We start from the raw sequence: 17,399 nt of genomic DNA on the forward strand, positions 1-17,399 counted from the left end.
ACCCACTCACCCGGAGGGACGGGGCGCTCACGCCTGCTCCGGCCCGGGGGAAGACGGCTCATACGCCGTGTCGCGGTGAGCCTGGCCGTCGTGATGTCGACGACGGTCGTCTATGGTGCGGAGGGCGCGCTCGCCGCACCGCCGCCCTCCGCACCCGGCACGCAGCCGCAGAAGGCGGCCGTCGCGACCACCGCCGCGGACATACCCTCGGCGCGCGTCGCGGCCCGCCTGAACAACCGGCGCGTCGAGGCGCTGTCGGAGCGCACGGAGACCTCGACGACCTGGGCCAATCCGAACGGCACCCTGACCACCGCATTGTCCGCGGGGCCCGTGCGCTTCCGCGACGGCGACACCTGGCGCACGGTCGACCTGGACCTGGTCCGCTCCGCGGACGGCTCCGTGGCTCCCAAGGCCCACCCGCGAGGTCTGGAGCTCGGCAAGCGGGGAGGCCGCAAGCTCACCTCGGTCGCGGACGCCGCCGACGCCGCGGCCCGCGACCTGGTCACCCTCGGGGAGGGCGACCAGCGGATCACCCTCCAGTGGAAGGGCGGACTGCCCGAGCCCGAGCTGGCGGGCAACCGCGCCACCTACCCGAACGCCGTGCCCGGCGGCGACGTCGTCGTCGAGGCCACCCGGACCGGCTTCGAACAGTACGTGACGCTCAGAAGGCGTCCCGCACAGGACCGGTACTCCTACACGCTGCCGCTCCGGGCCGAGGGGCTGGACGTCAAGCGCCTCAAGGACGGCAGCCTGCTCTTCACCGACGAGAAGAGCAGGAAGAGGGCTGTCATGCCCGCACCCGTGATGTGGGACGCGACAGTCGACCGTCGCTCGGGCGAACACACCCGCCGGGCGAAGGTCGCCCTGAAGGTCGTGCGGACCTCCGGCGGTGTGGACCTGGTCCTCACCCCCGACGCCCGGTTCCTCGCGGACCCGGACACCACCTATCCGGTCACGGTCGACCCCTCGACGTCCGCCCTGTCGAACGTCTTCGACACCTACGTGCAGCAGGGCGAGACCGTCGACTGGTCCGCGGACACCGAACTGGACTTCGGCAATCCGGGCACCACGAACACCGATGGCACCCCGCGCACCGCGCAGAGCTTCATCTCCTGGAACACCACTCCCATCCAGGACGCCCTGGTCTCCAAGGCCACGCTCAGCCTGTGGAACTTCCACTCGGCCAACGTGGACTGCCAGCCCTACCCGTGGGAGGTGTGGGCCTCCGGCGCGGCGTCGACCTCCAGCCGCTGGACCAACCGCCCGGTCATGACGGCGAAGAAGGCCACCTCCACCGAGACCCGCGGCAACGCCGGGTGCTCCACGCAGCCCGACGGCTGGATCAACGCCGACGTGACGACGCTGGCACAGGAGTGGGCCTCGGCCAAGGCCACCCGCGGTCACATGGGCGTGCGCGCCTCCAGCGAGACGGTGACCGCGCAGTGGAAGCGCGTCAACTCGGCCGAGGCGGCCTCCAACCCGCCGAAGCTGGTCGTCACCTACAACTACCGTCCCCGCACCGGTACCCAGCAGGAGGCGGGCCCGCCGTACCTGTCGTACTCCGGGGCGTACGTGGTGAACACCACCACCCCGACGCTGCGGGACACCTTCGTCGACACCGACGGCGACAAGGTCACCGGCACCTTCCAGATCTATGACAACGCCACCGGCACCCAGGTCGGTGACGTCCTGGTGTCGCCCTTCGTGGCCTCGGGCCAGCCGGCGTCCGTCGCGGTGCCCGCGGGCCTGCTGACGGAGGGCCGGACCTACAAGTTCCGCACCTCGCCGTACGACGGGACCCACTACAACACCGGCTGGTCGGCGTGGAAGACGTTCACGGTCGACACCAAGGCGCCCTCCGCGCCGTCGAAGATCGTCTCCACGGACTACCCGTCCGACAAGTGGGTCAAGGGCGCGGGACAGGCCGGCACCTTCACGGTCACCCCGCCGGCCACGGACCACAACTGGCTGGAGTGGTCGCTGGACGGCGTGACCTGGACCAAGGTCGCGACCGGCGGTGCCACCACGGACAAGGCCATCGGCATCACCCCGTCGAAGAACGGCACCCACACCCTCCAGGTGCGGGCCGTGGACAAGGCGGACAACAAGTCGGAGGCCCTCGAGTACACCTTCCACGTCGGCCCGGGCGGTTTCGTCCAGCCGTCGGACGGTGAGCGCACCGCACGCCGCCTGCCTCTCGTAGCCGAGGCCGAGGCGGGCAAGTACGACAGCGTCTCCTTCTCCTGGCGCCGCTCGGAGGCCGATCCGTGGGTGCGGATCCCCGTCGGGGACGTCACGTCGGGCGGCACCGCGCTCACCGCGTGGCCGGTGGCCCTGACCGGCGGCAGGAACGCGCCTTTGGTGTGGAACGCCGTCTCCACCGTCGACCCCGACGGCACGGTCCAGATCAAGGCCGACTTCACCGGGCCGAACTCCGCCGCGGCGAGCACGCCGCCGCTGACCGTCGTCGTGGACCGCAGCGCGGACGGCGCGGCCACCACCGAGGTCGGCCCCGGGCAGCTCAACCTGCTCACCGGTGACTACAGCCTGTCGGCCACCGACGCGTCGTTCTTCAACATGACGGTGTCCCGCACCGCCTCCTCCCGCAACCCCGCCAGGGCCGCCGAGCAGACCGGGCAGGCGCCGATCTTCGGCAAGGAGTGGGTGGCCGGCACCGTGTCCGGCCTGGCGGACAGTGACTACTCCCACCTGCGCCGCGTCTCCGACACCGCGGTCGACGTGGTGCTGGAGGACGGTGACGCCATCCACTTCACGGCCAACGCCGCGAGGACCGGCTGGATCCCCGAGCCGGGAGCGGAGGACCTCACCCTGACGGGCGGCGTCACCGGCTCCTTCGCACTCACCGACACCGAGGGCACGGTGACCCGGTTCACCAAGCCGCAGGGCACCTCCACCTGGCAGGCGGCGAGCAGCCTGGTGGGCGGCCTCGACAACTCCACCACCACGGTGGTGTCCGAGACCGTCACCATGGGCGGCAAGACCCTGTCCCGTCCGGAGCGGATCATCGCCCCGACTTCCGCGGTCAGCGCGGCGACCTGCACCACGGCGCCCGCCACCCGCGGCTGCCGCGCCCTGCAGTTCGTGTACGCCACCACGACGACCGCCACGGCCACCGCCTACGGCGACTTCGCCGGCCAGGTGAAGGAGCTCCGGCTGTGGTCCACCGAGCCCGGCGCGGCGCAGGCGACCTCCCGGCCGGTGCAGACGTACCTGTACGACAGCGCGGGCCGGCTCCGGCAGTCATGGCACCCGCTGATCAGTCCGGCCCTGAGGACGGAGTACGCCTATGACACCGCGGGCCGCGTCACCCAGCTGACCACGCCGGGTGAGCTTCCCTGGACCTTCACCTACGGCAGGGCCGGAAGCTCCGCCACGGCCGGTGACGGCATGCTGCTGAACGTGGCGCGCGCCGGCCTGAAGCAGGGCACCAAGGACGTCGTGGAGGGCACGGCCGCCACCAGCGTGGTCTACGACGTGCCGCTGACCGGCACCTCCGCCCCGTACCAGATGGGCGCCGCCGACGTCCGGGCGTGGGGCCAGCTGAACGCGCCGACGGACGCCACCGCGGTCTTCCCCGCGGACGCCGTCCCGGCCGGCAGCACGGGCTCCGCGCTGACCGCGGCCGGCTACCGGCGGGCCGAGGTCCACTACCTCGGCGTCTCAGGCCGCGAGGTGAACTCGGCGCTGCCCGGCGGGCACATCTCCACCACCGAGTACGACCGCTTCGGCAACACCGTCCGCACGCTGTCCCCGGCGAACCGGGCGCTGGCGCTCGGCACCACCGCCGCACAGCGCGAGACGCTCGCCGGCCTCGGCATCGTCGACCGTCCTGCGGCGGAACGCTCCGAGCTGCTCTCCACCGTGTCGCTCTTCGACGACAGGGGCATCCGTGAGCTGGAGGAGTTCGGTCCGCTGCACCGGGTCGAACTCACCGAGGACCTCAAGAGCGGCACCAACGTGCTGATCACGGCCGGCACCTCGGTGCCCGCCCGGTCCTGGTCGGTCTACGAGTACGACGAGGGCCGTCCCAGCGACGGCACCGCCACGGTCAAGGACCAGGTGACGCTGGAGATCAGCGGTGTCCGGGTCCGCGACCACGACTCGGTGATGGGCGAGAAGCGGGTCACCGAGACGCAGTACGACTGGGTCAAGGGTCTGCCCACCCTTACCGTCCGGGATGTCGGCGCGCTCAACCTGGTCACGGCCACCGAGTACGACGCACAGGGCCGGGTGACCGCCAAGATCCCGCCGGGTTCCTCCGGCTCCGACGCGGCCACGACCATCGTGACGTACTGGTCGGGGAGCGGCACCGGTGACTGCCAGGGACGCCCGGAGTGGGCCGATCAGGTCTGCTGGACGGGCCCGGCCGGCGCCATCAGCGGCGGCGGCACCCGGCCCACCGAGGTGACGGACAGCACCACGGAGTACGACTGGTGGGGCAACCCCGCCAAGGTCACCGAGACGGCCAACGGCGCCACGCGGACCACGACCACCACATACGACGCGGCCGGCCGCAAGTACAAGGTCGCGACCACCGGCACCGTCGGACAGGCCGTCCCCGAGATCACCACCGAGTACGACCCGGCCACCGGCCAGGTGGCCAGGCTCACCTCCACGACGGCCGGGACCGTCACCAAGGCGTACGACAAGCTGGGCCGGCAGGTGTCCTACACGGACGCCGACGGCGGCACCACGACGACCGAGTACGACCTGCTGGACCGCCCGGTGAAGGTCTCCGACTCGGTCCCGTCGACCGTGACGTACACCTACGACCACACCGCTGAACCGCGTGGGCTGGTCACCGCCGCCAACGACTCGGTGGCGGGGACGTTCTCCGCGTCCTACGACGCGGACGGCTCGGTGCGCTCCGAGCGCCTCCCCGGCGGGTACGCCCTCGACGTCACCGAGGACCCCACGGGCGCGGAGGTGTCCCGGACCTACACCCGCACCAGCGACGGCACCACGGTGTTCACCGACACGGTGAGCGAGTCGGTGCACGGACAGGTCACCAGCCACTCGGGCTGGTCCGGCCAGAGCTACCGCTACGACGGGGCGGGCCGGCTCACCACGGTGGAGGACACGACGGGTCAGGTGTGCACTCGCCGCACCTACACCTTCGACAGCCGCAGCAACCGCAAGACCCTCACCACGGCCGCCGGTGAGGCCGGCGCCGCCTGCCCCACCACAGGAGGGACCACCACCAGCCACACCTACGACACCGCCGACCGGCTGGTCGACACCGGCTACCAGTACGACGCCCTGGGCCGCACCACCTCCCTGCCCGGCACCACGGCCGGCTACTACGTCAACGACCTCGTGCACCGGCTGACGACGGGCACGAAGCGCCAGACGTGGCAGCTGGACGCGGCCCTGCGGTTCAGGGGCTGGACGACCGAGACGAGCAGCGGCGGCACCTGGGCGCAGAGCGAGTCCAAGCTCAACCACTACGGTGACGACAGTGACAACCCGCGCTGGATCGTGGAGGACACCGCCTCGGGCACGCTGACCCGCAACGTGGCCTCGACGTCGGGCGCGTTCGCCGCGACCACCGCCAAGACCGGTCAGACCGTGCTGCAACTGAGCACGGTGCACGGCGACATCGCGCTCCGGCTGCCGCTGGACACGAGCGTGGCCCCGGTCGCGCTCGACAACGACGAGTACGGCAAGCCGCGCGAGGGCCGGCCGGCCGGCCGTTACGGCTGGCTCGGCGGGAAGCAGCGCTCCGCGGAGACCCCGTCCGGCGTCACTCTCATGGGCTCCCGTCTGTACCAGGCGGAGACCGGCCGGTTCCTGTCCCGGGACCCGGTTCCGGGCGGCAACGCCAACCCGTACGAGTACTGCTCCGGCGACCCGGTCAACTGCTACGACCTGAGTGGCCAGTACAGCACCGGCGGGCTGCTGCCCGAAGCGGCGATCTGCGCCATGTTCGCGCTGTGGTGCGCCGACATGGTGTACATCACCCACTGGGCGCTGAAGGAGGCGAAGAGGGCCTACTCCAACGGGCCGAAGCAGAACGCCTACCGGCACTGCATCTGGCAGGCGATGCTCACCTGGGCGGTGGGCTCGAGCCTGGCCAAGTCCCTCGGCTGGGCTCATGAGAAGGCCGCGGGCAGTTCCGCCAAGGCCAAGCGGGACTCGAAGGCCGACAAGTTCAACAACAAGGTCGGCCGGAAGATCGGCGGCCAGATCACGGCGTGGACCTACGGCGGCGCCAAGAAGGCGGCGTGCAACCGCTGCAAGAAGGCGGTCAAGAAGCACAAGTTGATGTCCAACGCCAAGGGCAACCCGATGGTCTAGGGTCTCGTCCCACTCAGCAGGGCCGGCCGTTCGGGCCGGCCCTGCTGTCCGTTCACCGCACACGTCCCCCGAAAGAGATCGTGCTTGTGTCCTACGTCCCTGAAAGCCGCCGCCGGATCCTCGCCGGCGCCGAGACCGGTGTGACGCTCCTCGCCGCTCTGTGCTGGACCGTCCTGGCGTTCGCCATGTACGCCGAGGGCTACGACCTCGACGCCAGCGCGCCGGTGCAGATGTCCGGCCAGGAGGAGATCGAGAGCCTGGCGCTGTGGTTCGCGTTGTCCGTGCCCGTGACCTGGCTGGTGCGACTGGTCCCCTGGGAGCCGGCGCGTACCGCCGCCGACGTGGTGATCGCACTGCGCCTCGCGGCGGTGCTGCTGCTGTCCCTGGCGATGTTCGCGGCCCTGCTCACCGGAGAACGGCTTCCCCTGCTGGGTTGGAGCATCTGAGAGCCCCCGCTCACAGGCGCACCCGCAGCCGGTAGAAGCGGGTGATCTGGGCCGGGTTCTGGTTGTCGTCGCTGGCCAGGAGCACGCGCAGACCCCCCTTGCCGCGCCCGGTGACCGTCATGGCCTCGATGTTGTCGAGCAGGGGGTTCGGCTGCGGCTGCCGGGCCGGCGCTCCCAGCGACGGGCAGTCCACCAGGTCGGCGAGCAGGGTCTTGCGGGCCGGCCGTACGTCGTCCTGGCCGGTCAGCGTGTCGACGGCACGGGTGTCGGTGGCGTGGCGCGGGTCGGCGGCGTAGAGGCGGACGGTGTTGCCGACGCCCGCCGTGAAGCCGCGCTCCAGGACGAGGAGGCGGCCGTCGGGCAGGGCCTGGATCTCGGGGACGCCGAGATTGTCGTCGGCGCGGTAGGCGAACTGGGCGGAGAGGCGGAAGCCCGTGCCGTCGCGCCGCCAGGTCTGGAGGCGGACGATGCCGGGGGTGTCGCCGGAGATCGCGTACTCCATGGACGCGATCAGGGTGCGCCCGCCGGGCAGCAGGGTGAGGCCCTCGAAGGTCTGGTTGGCGCGGGCGCGGCCGGCCGGGGCGACACGCAGGGCGTCCGGCACGGGCAGGCTGTCCAGGATCGCGCCGTCGCGGCCGTGGCGGCGTACGGCGGGCTCGGTCTCGGAGGACACGAGGTAGGTGCCGTCCCGGTCGACGGCCAGGCCCTCCGAGTCGAGGGCGCGGCCCTGCTCGTCGGCGAGCGGGACGACGGCGCGCGGGGCGAGGGTCTCCCGGTCCAGGGAGAACAGGGCCGAGCGGTCGGAGACGGCGGCCAGGGAGCCGTCCCGGTCGACGGCGAGTGCGGAGAGGTTGCCGACGAAGGTGCCGTCGTATGCCGTCTTGTCCAGGGCGTCGGAGAAGCCCTCGATGCGGACGGACGGCGAACAGTTCCCGCCCTCAGTGGAGTCGGCGGTCCCGGCGGCTGTCAGGCAGGTGGCCGCCGCCAGGACGGCGGTCGCGGTCGTGAGTACGGTTCTCAGGCGCATGGCCGTCACCGTAGAACGGGCCGGTGACGGCCGGGAGGCCGCGTCGTGAAGCGCGCCGGAGCGTCAGCTCGCGTGCAGGTCGCGGTGGACGACCCTGGCGATGCTCTGGATGGTGTTGACGCCGTACTGCATCGTGCTGCCGGTGTTGTTGAGGGTGAGCACGCTGATGAAGTAGTCGTGGCCGTTGCCCTTGAAGGCGCCGATGCTGTGCACCCGCCAGCGGTGGTCGTACGTGCGCTGCAGCCAGCCGTTCTTCACGGCCTTGGTGACCGTGGAGGGGGCGCCGTAGGGCGTGCCCCAGAACTGCGTCGACACGACCTCGCGCATCAGCTTCAGGACGTAGGCGCGGCGGGCGGGGCTGAGGACGGTGGAGCTGCTCGCGGTGAGCATCTTCAGCAGTCTCTGCTCGTCGGTGACGGTGATCTTGGTGATGCCCCAGGTGCCGTAGGGGCCCGGCACCGTGTGGGTCATGCCGGCGGCGTCCAGGAAGCGCTGGATCTTCGTCACGCCGAGCTGGTTCCACAGGACGGTGGTGGCGTCGTTGTCCGACTGGGTGATCATCTTCCGGGCGAGGGACATCTCCCGGTCCGTCAGGGCGCGGTTGCCCGACAGCTGGGCGTCGTGGAGCAGGGCCGACAGGACGGTGACCTTCACGACGCTGGCCGAGTCGTAGCGCACGGTCGGACGCAGGGTGCAGATGGTCTTCGTGCTGCGGTCGTAGACGCCGACGGCGACGGTTCCGCTGCGGGCGTTGACTGCGGCCTGGATGTCCTGCCGCAGCTTGGTGGCCAGGCCCGCCTTGGCGGAGGTGCAGCTGACCGTCGGGGTGGCCGCGTCGGCGGGTGAAGCCGCGGCGAGGGGTATGAGGAGGCCTGCGCCGAGGGTGGCGGCGAGCGCTCGGGCGCGTCTCTGATGCGTCATGCCGTTGTTGACCAACGGAGTTGACGAATAGTTGCACGGTTCTGACCGTGTGTGGCCGCGCGACGTCGATCAGGGACTCTGCGAGTCGGGCGCGCCGGGGCATTCACAGTTTCTGTCATGCAACCGACACTGTTCGTTCACCCGATTGAGTACATGTCCATGCCACTCTCCGGGTGCCGCTCCATCAACCCGCGTAGAACGGACCCCACATGCCGTCTCCCCGCGCCCGCCGCTGGAGGTCGGTGGCCCTCGCCACCGCCGCCCTGCTGACCGGGCTCACCGCCCCCACGCTCACCGCGACGCCCGCCGCCGCGACGACGACCGCGTACGACTCGACGTACTACAAGAACGCGATCGGCAAGACCGGCACCAGCCTGAAGTCCTCGCTGCACACCATCATCAGCAGCCAGACCAAGCTGTCCTACTCGGGGCTCTGGGAGGCCCTGAAGGTCACCGACCAGGACCCGAACAACAGCAACAACGTGAAGCTGCTGTACTCGGGCATCTCCCGCAGCAAGACCCTCAACGGCGGCAACACCGGCGACTGGAACCGCGAGCACGTGTGGGCCCAGTCCCACGGCGACTTCGGCACCTCCGCGGGACCGGGCACGGACCTTCACCACATCCGCCCGGAGGACGTCACCGTCAACGCCCGGCGCGGCAACCTGGACTTCGACAACGGCGGCTCCAGCTTCACCAACAGCGGCGGCAGCCTGATGGACTCCGACTCCTTCGAGCCGCGCGACGCGGTCAAGGGCGACGTGGCCCGCATGATCCTCTACATGGCCGTCCGCTACGAGGGCGACGACGGCTGGCCGAACCTGGAGCCCAAGGACGCGGTCAACACCGGCGGCACCCCGTACCACGGCCGCCTCTCCGTCCTGAAGACCTGGAACGCCGAGGACCCGCCGGACGCCTTCGAGGAGCGCCGCAACCAGGTCATCTACGACACCTACCAGCACAACCGGAACCCGTTCATCGACCACCCGGAGTGGGTGGAGGCGATCTGGTAGTCCCGGCCCGCGTCACAGCTCCTCGCCGCCCGGCGCGGACGGACGTGCACCCCGGCTCACGGCGATCCGGTGCACGTCCGTCAGCGCCTCGCGCATCCGGGCCAGCATGAACCGCAGCTGGGCGTTGGTCGCCTTGTCGTCGGCCATCAGGTCGGCGGCGTGCTCCAGGAGTTCGCCGGCCATGCCGAGCTGCACGCACTCGACGGTGTCGGCCACTCGTGAGAGGTAGCCCGTCCCGTCGGTGATCAGGTAGCAGGGCTTGCCCTCCGTGCCGGTCCAGGGCAGCAGACGTGCGTCGCTCACCGGGTCACCTCCGTCGCGGGCGGCATGCCCAGGGAGCCGATGCCGATGCCGGGCGGCTGCGCCGGGCGCCGAGGCGGTGGCGCTGGACGCCGAAGCAGCGTACGCAGGAAGAAAACGGCGATACGGTGACCCATGTCGTCGGCCCCTGAGAAGAGTTGATGACCACGCCCCCGGACCGGTCGCACGGTCGCGGGGGTATCGCTTTCTGTAGCGATCCGCTCACAGCGTGGGGTGTCCCGGGCTAGCCTCGCCAGAGGGTGCGGTGTGACCAGGCATTTGTCACAAAGGGGTGGCCATGGCGAACACGTACGGTGACTGGCTCCGGCAGCAGCGGGAGGCCTCCGGCCTGACGCAGCAGCAGTTGGCCGACATGGCCGTCATGACGCGTTCGCACATCGCGCACATCGAGGCGGGGCGGCGGGTTCCCTCCCGGGAGGATGCGCGACGGCTGGACAGGGCGCTGAACACGGGGGATGTGCTGAGCAGCTTCCTTCCGGAGGAGGAGGCAGCGGTTGCGGACTACTTCGAGTCGGCCCGTCAGCTCGAACAACAAGCGGTGATGATCCGGGAGTTCGCGCTGTCGTTCGTACCGGGCATTCTGCAGACGAAGGCGTACGCCCGTGCGGTTCTGAGCGTGGGGTTCCCTCCGCCGAGTGAAGAGGAATGTGACAGGCTCGTTGTCACACGGCTTGAGCGCGCAAAGGTCCTGGACGATCCGGGGACGCCCGTAGTCTGGGCGCTTCTTGACGAGGCAGTTCTACGCCGGGCTGTCGGCGGCCCCGAGGTCATGGCGGAGCAGCTCATCCATCTCGTGCAGCTGGCCGAGACCCGGCGTGTGCGACTTCACGTGCTGCCGTTCGGGCTGGGATGCCACCCGCTCATGCAAGGCATGCTGACCCTGCTGGACTTCGAGGACCAACCGCCGGTGGCTTACGGCGAGGCCCTGAACATGGGCAAAGTCCACGACAGCCCTGCCGTGGTTCGACGGCTTGAGGCCACTTACCATCTGGCACTGGGCGACGCGATGCCACTCAATGAGTCGCTCGCCCTGATGAGGGCGACAGCGAAGGACTACGGACACCGTGACTGAACACACCACCCCGGCTGATTGGCGTAAGTCCTCCTACAGCGGCAACGAAGGGGGCAGCTGCCTCGAAGTCCTCGACCACCACCCCGCCGGCGTCCCCGTCCGCGACTCCAAGAACCCCCACGGCCCTGCCCTGGTGTTCTCGCGGGAGGGCTGGACGTCCTTCGTCAGGGCGTTGAAGGCAGGTGCGTAGGCGCGAACATGCGCAGGACCGCCGGGAGTACGACCACTGACGGGCCCGGCGCGGCCAGCGCCTTCGCCAGGTCGGACTCCAGTGTCTCCGGGCTCGTCCGGACCCCCGGCACGCCGAAGGACTCCGCCAGGGCGACGAAGTCGGGGCGGGCCAGCTCGGTCCCCGTGGCGGAGCCGAACGCGTCGGTCATGTACTCGCGCAGGATGCCGTAGCCGCCGTCGTCGACGATCAGCCAGGTGACGTTCAGGTCGTGCTGGCGGGCCGTGGCCAGCTCGGCGATCGAGTAGAGGGCGCCTCCGTCGCCGGACACGGCGAGGACCGGGCGGGTCGGGTCGGCGACGGCCGCGCCCAGTGCGGCCGGGAAGCCGTAGCCGAGGCCGCCCGCCCCCTGGGCGGAGTGCATCTGGTTGGGGCCCTTGGGGTCGAAGGCCGACCAGGCCCAGTAGGCCAGGATCGTCATGTCCCAGAAGGACGGGGAGCCGGCCGGCAGGGCCTTGCGTACGGAGGCGAGCACCTGCTGTTCCAGGGCCAGTTCCTGGGAGGCGATCCGGTCGCGCACCTTGGCCAGCAGGTCGCGTACGCGGTCCGCCGCCGTGGGGTACTCCCGTGGCGTGACCGTCTCCAGCAGGGCCTGCAACGCCAGCCGGGCGTCCGCGTGGATGCCGAGCGCGGGATGGTTGGACTCCAGCTTGCCGAGGTCGGCCTCGATCTGGATGACGCGGCCGCGCGGCTTGAACGTGTGGTAGTTGGAGGAGAGTTCGCCGAGGCCCGAGCCGACCACCAGCAGGACGTCCGCGTCCTCCAGGAATTCGGTGGTGTGGCGGTCCTCCAGCCAGGACTGGAGGGACAGCGGGTGGGTCCACGGGAAGGCGCCCTTGCCGCCGAAGGTGGTCACCACGGGGGCCTGGAGCCGCTCCGCGAGCTGCCGGAGCTTGCCCGAGGCGTCCGACCGTACGACCCCGCCGCCCGCGATGACCGCCGGGCGGGCGGCGTTCGACAGCAAGTGGGCGGCCAGGGCGGTCAGTTCCACGCGCGGCGCCAGTTCCTCCGGGGTGGCGTCCACGCCCGTCACCACCGGGAGTGCCGTCGGAGCGAGCAGCACGTCCTGCGGGATCTCCACCCACACAGGCCCGTGCGGGGCGGTCAGCGCCGAGCGCCACGCCTCCGCGATCGCCGACGGGATCTGGGACTGGGTGCGCGCGGTGTGGACGGACTTGACCACGCCGCGGAACGAGGCGGCCTGGTCGGGGAGTTCGTGGAGGTAGCCGTGACGGCCGCCGCCCAGGCCCGCCGTCGGGATCTGGCTGCTGACGGCGAGGACGGGGGCCGAGGCCATGGCCGCCTCCTGGAGCGCGGCCAGCGACGTCAGCGCGCCCGGTCCCGTCGACAGCAGCAGGGGCGCCGCCTCGCCGGTGATGCGGCCGTACGCGTCGGCGGCGAAGCCCGCGTTGTTCTCCACGCGCAGGCCGACGTACCGCAGCCCGGAGCGGCGCAGGGCGTCGAACATGCCGAGGGCGTGCTGGCCGGGCAGGCCGAAGACGGTCGTCGCGCCGAGCCCGGCCAGGGTCTCCACGACCAGGTCTCCGCCGTTGCGGCCGGGCGGAGGGTTCAGGGCCGCCTCCGTCTGGGCCGGCGTCGGGCGGAGAACCAGGTCGTGGTCGTGAGTCACTTCGCGCGGGCCTCGGCAATCTGGCGGGACATGATGGTGGTCAGCTCGTACGCGGTGTGGGAGGCCGCGACCGAGGTGATCTCGGCGTGGTCGTAGGCGGGGGCGACCTCGACGACGTCGGCGGAGACCAGGTTGCAGGATGCCAGACCGCGCAGGATCTCCAGGAGCTCGCGGGAGGTCATGCCGCCCGCCTCGGGGGTGCCGGTGCCGGGCGCGTGGGCCGGGTCCAGGCAGTCGATGTCGATGGAGATGTACAGCGGGCGGTCGCCGATGCGCTGGCGCAGCTGGTCGGCGACCTCGTCGGCGCCGCGGCGGTAGATGTCCGCCGAGGTGACGATGCCGAAGCCCATCTTCTCGTCGTCGGTGAGGTCCTGCTTGCCGTACAGCGGGCCGCGGGTGCCGACGTGGGACAGCGCCTCGGTGTCGAGGATGCCCTCCTCGACCGCGCGGCGGAACGGCGTGCCGTGGGTGTACTCGGCGCCGAAGTAGGTGTCCCAGGTGTCGAGGTGCGCGTCGAAGTGCAGCAGGGCGACGGGGCCGTGCTTCTTGGCGACCGAGCGCAGCAGCGGCAGCGCGATGGTGTGGTCGCCGCCCAGGGTCATCAGACGGGCGCCGGTGCCGAGCAGGTCGTCGGCGGCGGCCTCGACGGTCTCGACGGCCTCGTTGATGTTGAACGGGTTCACGGCGATGTCGCCGCCGTCCGCGACCTGGGCGAGGGCGAAGGGGGAGGCGTCCTGCGCGGGGTTGTAGGGGCGCAGCAGCCGGGATGCCTCGCGGATGGCGTTGCCGCCGAAGCGGGCGCCCGGCCGGTAGGAGACGCCGGAGTCGAACGGCACGCCCACGACGGCGACGTCGGCGCGGCCGACCTCGTCCAGGCGGGGCAGCCGGGCGAAGGTCGCGGGGCCGGCGTACCGCGGGACGCGGGACGAGTCGACGGGGCCGCGGGGCGTCTCGTTGCTGCTCATGGTCGGTTGCCTTCCTTCTTGTGCGCCTTCGGCGCTGATGACCAGCATCGACCCTAGGTGGCCCGGGAGCGACTGCGAAGTGTACGTTTCATCCATCGCGGCCGTACGGGATGGAGGAAGTGCACATCGTGTCGGAGCCGGCCGTTCCCCCCACGCCACCCGTGCCCCTGACGTCACTCCTGGCCCGGGAGGACCTGGGCCTGCGCCAGATCGCCGGGCCGCCGGCCGCGGGTGTCGCCGTCCACTGGGCGCACACCTCCGAGATGGCCGACCCGTACCCGTACCTGCTGGGCGGCGAGCTGCTGCTGACGGCCGGCGTGCACATCCCGCGGGCCATGGGTCCGGACACCTACTTCGACGACTACGTCTCCCGGATCGTCGCCGCGGGCGGCGCGGCCCTCGGCTTCGGCCTCGCGCCCGTCCACGACACCGTCCCGCGCGCCCTGGTCGCGGCCTGCGAGACGTACGGCCTGCCGCTGCTGGAGGTGCCGCCGCAGACCACGTTCTCCGGGGTCGCCCGCGCGGTCTGGCAGCTCATGGCCCGCGCCCGCACCGCCGAGCTGCGCCGCGTCACCGAGGCGCAGCAGTCCCTCGCCGCGGCCGCGGCCCGCCCGGACCCGGTGCCGTCGGTGCTGCGGCAGCTCGCGCAGCGGGTCGGGGGACGGGCGGTGCTGTACGGGCCCGAGGGCGCCGAGATCGCGGCGGCGGGACGCCCCGACGCCGAGGTGGGGGCCGCGCTCGCGGAGCTGGCCGGGGCCGTCGTCGCGCGGGCCTCCGCCTCCGCCAGCGACACCGCCGCAGGAGCCCACCTCACCGCGTACGCCCTCGGGGCCGGGGGCGGGTTCGTGCTCGCCGTGGCGGCGCCCCGCCGCGACCCCGGCGACCACACCATCGCGTCGGTCGCGGCCGTGCTGCTGTCGCTGCTGACCGGGGAGCACCAGAGCGGTCCGGGCGCGGCCCGCTCCTCGGCGCTCGTACGGCTGCTGCTGGGCGCGGCGCCCGCCGAGGTGGCCGGGCTGCTCGGGGCGGGGCCCTGGCACGTGGTGCACGCCCGCCCGGACGGGTCCGCCGCACCCGACCCGGTGGCCGCGTCGGCGCTCGGGGCGGCCCTGGGCTCCCCGCTGGTCGACCTGGCCGACGGCGTCGTACGGGTGCTGCTGCCGGCCGGGCGGGAGGCGGAGCCGCAGCAGGGCTGGACGCTGGGCGTCAGCGCGGCCGTGGAGCCCGCCGAGTGGCCGGCCGCCGACGCGCAGGCGGCCCGTGCCCTGGCCCGGGCCCGCGCCACCCGGACGCCCCTCGTCCGGCAGGGCACCCGCGCCGGACTCGCCGAACTCCTGCCGCCGGACGAGGCCGCGGCGCACGCCCGTACGCTGCTCGCCCCGCTCCTGGACCAGCCCGCGCTGCGCGAGACGCTGCGCACCTGGCTGTCGCTGCACGGCAGTTGGGACCGCACCGCGGTCGCCCTCGCCGTGCACCGCAACACCGTGCGGCAGCGCGTCGCGCGGTGCGCGGCCCTGCTGGGGGCGGACCTGGACGACCCGGACGTACGCATGGAGCTGTGGTTCGCGCTGCGGCGCACGGCGTGAGGCGGCACAGGGGGCGTGCGCCGACGCCCCGCGCGACGTGACGCGCGTCCCAGCGCTCGGGACGACAGGGACCGGCGGGGAGGTCTGCCTCACAATGGGAATCATGCCGATACCCGGGACACCCAGCCGCGCCGAACTCGTCGAACACCTCGTCAGGACCCGTATCGCGGGGGACGTGGCCACGCCGCGCGAGAACAACCTCTCGCACTACCGTCAGCTGGCCAACGGCAACCGGCACTACTGGCTGGGGCTGGAGCTGGGCGACCGCTGGACCGACGAGCAGGACGTGCTCGCGGTGATGGCGGAGCGCTGCGGGGTCAGCGACGACCCGGAGCACCGGTACGGCCAGGACACCATCGACCCGGAACTGACGGTCGCCGCGCTGGAGCGGCTGGCGGCACGGCTGCGCAAGGCCGCCGGCAGCGGGCAGCGGGTGCTGTTCGCGACCGGTCACCCGGGCGGCCTGCTCGACGTGCACCGCGCGACCGCCGCCGCCCTGCGCGCGGCCGGCTGCGAGATCGTCGTCATCCCGGACGGGTTGCAGACGGACGAGGGTTACGTCATGCAGTTCGCCGACGTGGCGGTCCTGGAGCACGGCGCGACCCTCTGGCACACCCACTCGGGCGAGCCGATGAAGGCCATCCTCACCGCCCTCGAGCGCGAGGGCCGCCCGCTGCCCGACCTGGTGGTCGCCGACCACGGCTGGGCGGGCTACGCGGGACAGCACGGCGTCGACTCGGTCGGCTACGCCGACTGCAACGACCCGGCCCTCTTCGTCGCCGAGGCCGAGGGCACCGTCCAGGTGACGGTCCCCCTCGACGACCATGTGGTCAGCCCCCGCCACTACGACCCCATGACGGCCTACCTGCTGTCGGAGGCGGGGCTGGCCTAGAGGCCCCGCCGGACCTCATCGTCCTCCCCGGATCCGTCGTCCCTCCCCCGTGGGCTACACGGGAACGGTAGATCGCCACGCGGGCGAACCAAGCGCTACTCGCTCCGCCCGCGCGGGACGCGGACCACGCCCTCCTGGATGACCGAGACGGCGAGGCGGCCGTCCTGGGTGTAGATGCGGGCCTGCCCGAGGCCGCGCCCGCCGGACGCGGACGGGGACTCCTGGTCGTACAGGAGCCATTCGTCCGCGCGGAAGGGGCGGTGGAACCACATCGCGTGGTCCAGGGAGGCGCCGACGACGTCGCCGACGGCCCAGCCGCCCCGGCCGTGCGCGAGCAGGACCGAGTCGAGCAGGGTCATGTCGGAGACGTAGGTGGCGAGGACCACGTGGAGCAGGGGGTCGTCGGCGAGCTTGCCGTTGGTGCGGAACCAGACCTGGGAGTGCGGTTCGCGCGGTTCACCGAACCGGCCGTACGGCGGCTCGTCGACGTAGCGCAGGTCGATCGCCTCGCGGGCGGCGAGGAAGTGCTCCACGACCCGGGGGTCGAGGTGCTCGTAGCCGCGCAGCCGGTCGTTGGAGGTCGGCAGCGTCGCCGGGTCGGGTGCGGCCGGCATGGCCGCCTGGTGGTCCAGGCCCTCCTCGTAGGTCTGGAAGGACGCGGACAGCGAGAAGATCGGCCGGCCGTGCTGGACCGCGACCACCCGGCGGGTGGTGAAGGAGCGGCCGTCGCGGATGCGCTCGACGTCGTAGACGATGGGCGCGCCCGGGTCGCCCATGCGCAGGAAGTACGCGTGGAGCGAGTGGGGGAGCCGCTCGGCCGGGACCGTGCGCCCGGCGGCGACCAGCGCCTGGGCCGCGACCTGCCCGCCGAAGACCCGGGGGACGACGGCGGAGCGGGACTGGCCGCGGAAGATGTTCTCCTCGATCTGCTCGAGGTCGAGCAGATCGAGGAGATCCTGGAGTGCCTGACTCACCCGTG

General features: G+C 71.9%; 13 protein-coding genes. 7 read left to right on the forward strand and 6 right to left on the reverse strand.

The window, feature by feature from the left end:
* The first annotated feature begins 93 nt into the window (after positions 1-93).
* Together ACIGXJ_RS05330 and ACIGXJ_RS05335 are read left to right on the forward strand one after the other, a co-directional pair.
* Positions 94-6,318: a DNRLRE domain-containing protein gene (locus tag ACIGXJ_RS05330; RefSeq protein ID WP_399642148.1), complete on the forward strand. Its 6,225-nt coding sequence runs from the start codon at positions 94-96 to the stop codon at positions 6,316-6,318.
* Between the two features lie 86 nt (positions 6,319-6,404).
* Positions 6,405-6,764: a hypothetical protein gene (locus ACIGXJ_RS05335; RefSeq protein WP_399641784.1), complete on the forward strand. Its 360-nt coding sequence runs from the start codon at positions 6,405-6,407 to the stop codon at positions 6,762-6,764.
* A gap of 10 nt (positions 6,765-6,774) precedes the next feature.
* Here the strand turns inward: ACIGXJ_RS05335 and ACIGXJ_RS05340 are convergent, their stop codons facing one another.
* On the reverse strand, positions 6,775-7,791 hold the full coding sequence (locus ACIGXJ_RS05340) for an esterase-like activity of phytase family protein (RefSeq protein WP_399641786.1): 1,017 nt from the start codon (positions 7,789-7,791) through the stop codon (positions 6,775-6,777).
* A 63-nt stretch (positions 7,792-7,854) separates the two neighbouring features.
* Entirely contained in the window at positions 7,855-8,712 is an 858-nt protein-coding gene (locus tag ACIGXJ_RS05345; RefSeq protein ID WP_399641788.1) for a serine hydrolase, read from the reverse strand.
* Between the two features lie 209 nt (positions 8,713-8,921).
* Between ACIGXJ_RS05345 and ACIGXJ_RS05350 the strand changes: the two genes are divergently transcribed.
* Positions 8,922-9,725 (forward strand): endonuclease I family protein, encoded by an 804-nt coding sequence (locus ACIGXJ_RS05350; RefSeq protein ID WP_399641790.1) that lies wholly within the window; start codon positions 8,922-8,924, stop codon positions 9,723-9,725.
* A gap of 12 nt (positions 9,726-9,737) precedes the next feature.
* On the opposite strand, the gene ACIGXJ_RS05355 is transcribed toward ACIGXJ_RS05350, so the two are convergent.
* Complete coding sequence (locus tag ACIGXJ_RS05355) at positions 9,738-10,028, reverse strand: hypothetical protein (RefSeq protein WP_399641791.1); 291 nt, start codon at positions 10,026-10,028, stop codon at positions 9,738-9,740.
* 295 nt (positions 10,029-10,323) lie between these two features.
* Between ACIGXJ_RS05355 and ACIGXJ_RS05360 the strand changes: the two genes are divergently transcribed.
* Both ACIGXJ_RS05360 and ACIGXJ_RS05365 read left to right on the forward strand, forming a co-directional pair.
* Positions 10,324-11,118 carry a Scr1 family TA system antitoxin-like transcriptional regulator gene (locus ACIGXJ_RS05360; RefSeq protein WP_399641793.1) on the forward strand — a complete coding sequence of 265 codons (795 nt, stop codon included), beginning with the start codon at positions 10,324-10,326 and terminating at the stop codon, positions 11,116-11,118.
* Positions 11,111-11,308 (forward strand): DUF397 domain-containing protein, encoded by a 198-nt coding sequence (locus ACIGXJ_RS05365; RefSeq protein WP_399641794.1) that lies wholly within the window; start codon positions 11,111-11,113, stop codon positions 11,306-11,308. The genes ACIGXJ_RS05360 and ACIGXJ_RS05365 overlap by 8 nt, the downstream gene beginning before the upstream one ends.
* On the opposite strand, the gene ACIGXJ_RS05370 is transcribed toward ACIGXJ_RS05365, so the two are convergent.
* Entirely contained in the window at positions 11,283-12,977 is a 1,695-nt protein-coding gene (locus tag ACIGXJ_RS05370) for a thiamine pyrophosphate-binding protein (protein WP_399641795.1), read from the reverse strand. The genes ACIGXJ_RS05365 and ACIGXJ_RS05370 overlap by 26 nt on opposite strands.
* Positions 12,974-13,942, reverse strand: a complete 969-nt coding sequence (speB, locus tag ACIGXJ_RS05375; protein WP_037676393.1) for an agmatinase — start codon at positions 13,940-13,942, stop codon at positions 12,974-12,976. Before speB ends, ACIGXJ_RS05370 begins: the two co-directional genes overlap by 4 nt.
* Before the next feature lie 110 nt (positions 13,943-14,052).
* Here speB and ACIGXJ_RS05380 point away from each other — a divergent pair, with 110 nt between their 5' ends.
* On the forward strand, positions 14,053-15,528 hold the full coding sequence (locus tag ACIGXJ_RS05380; protein ID WP_399641797.1) for a PucR family transcriptional regulator ligand-binding domain-containing protein: 1,476 nt from the start codon (positions 14,053-14,055) through the stop codon (positions 15,526-15,528).
* Between the two features lie 103 nt (positions 15,529-15,631).
* Entirely contained in the window at positions 15,632-16,420 is a 789-nt protein-coding gene (locus ACIGXJ_RS05385; protein WP_399641799.1) for a phosphatase, read from the forward strand.
* A 95-nt stretch (positions 16,421-16,515) separates the two neighbouring features.
* Here ACIGXJ_RS05385 and tesB read toward each other — a convergent pair whose 3' ends face one another.
* Entirely contained in the window at positions 16,516-17,394 is an 879-nt protein-coding gene (gene tesB / locus ACIGXJ_RS05390; RefSeq protein ID WP_399641801.1) for an acyl-CoA thioesterase II, read from the reverse strand.
* Positions 17,395-17,399 lie beyond the last annotated feature (5 nt).

The sequence above is a fragment of the Streptomyces sp. NPDC053367 genome, from assembly GCF_044545925.1.
Classification (GTDB): domain Bacteria; phylum Actinomycetota; class Actinomycetes; order Streptomycetales; family Streptomycetaceae; genus Streptomyces.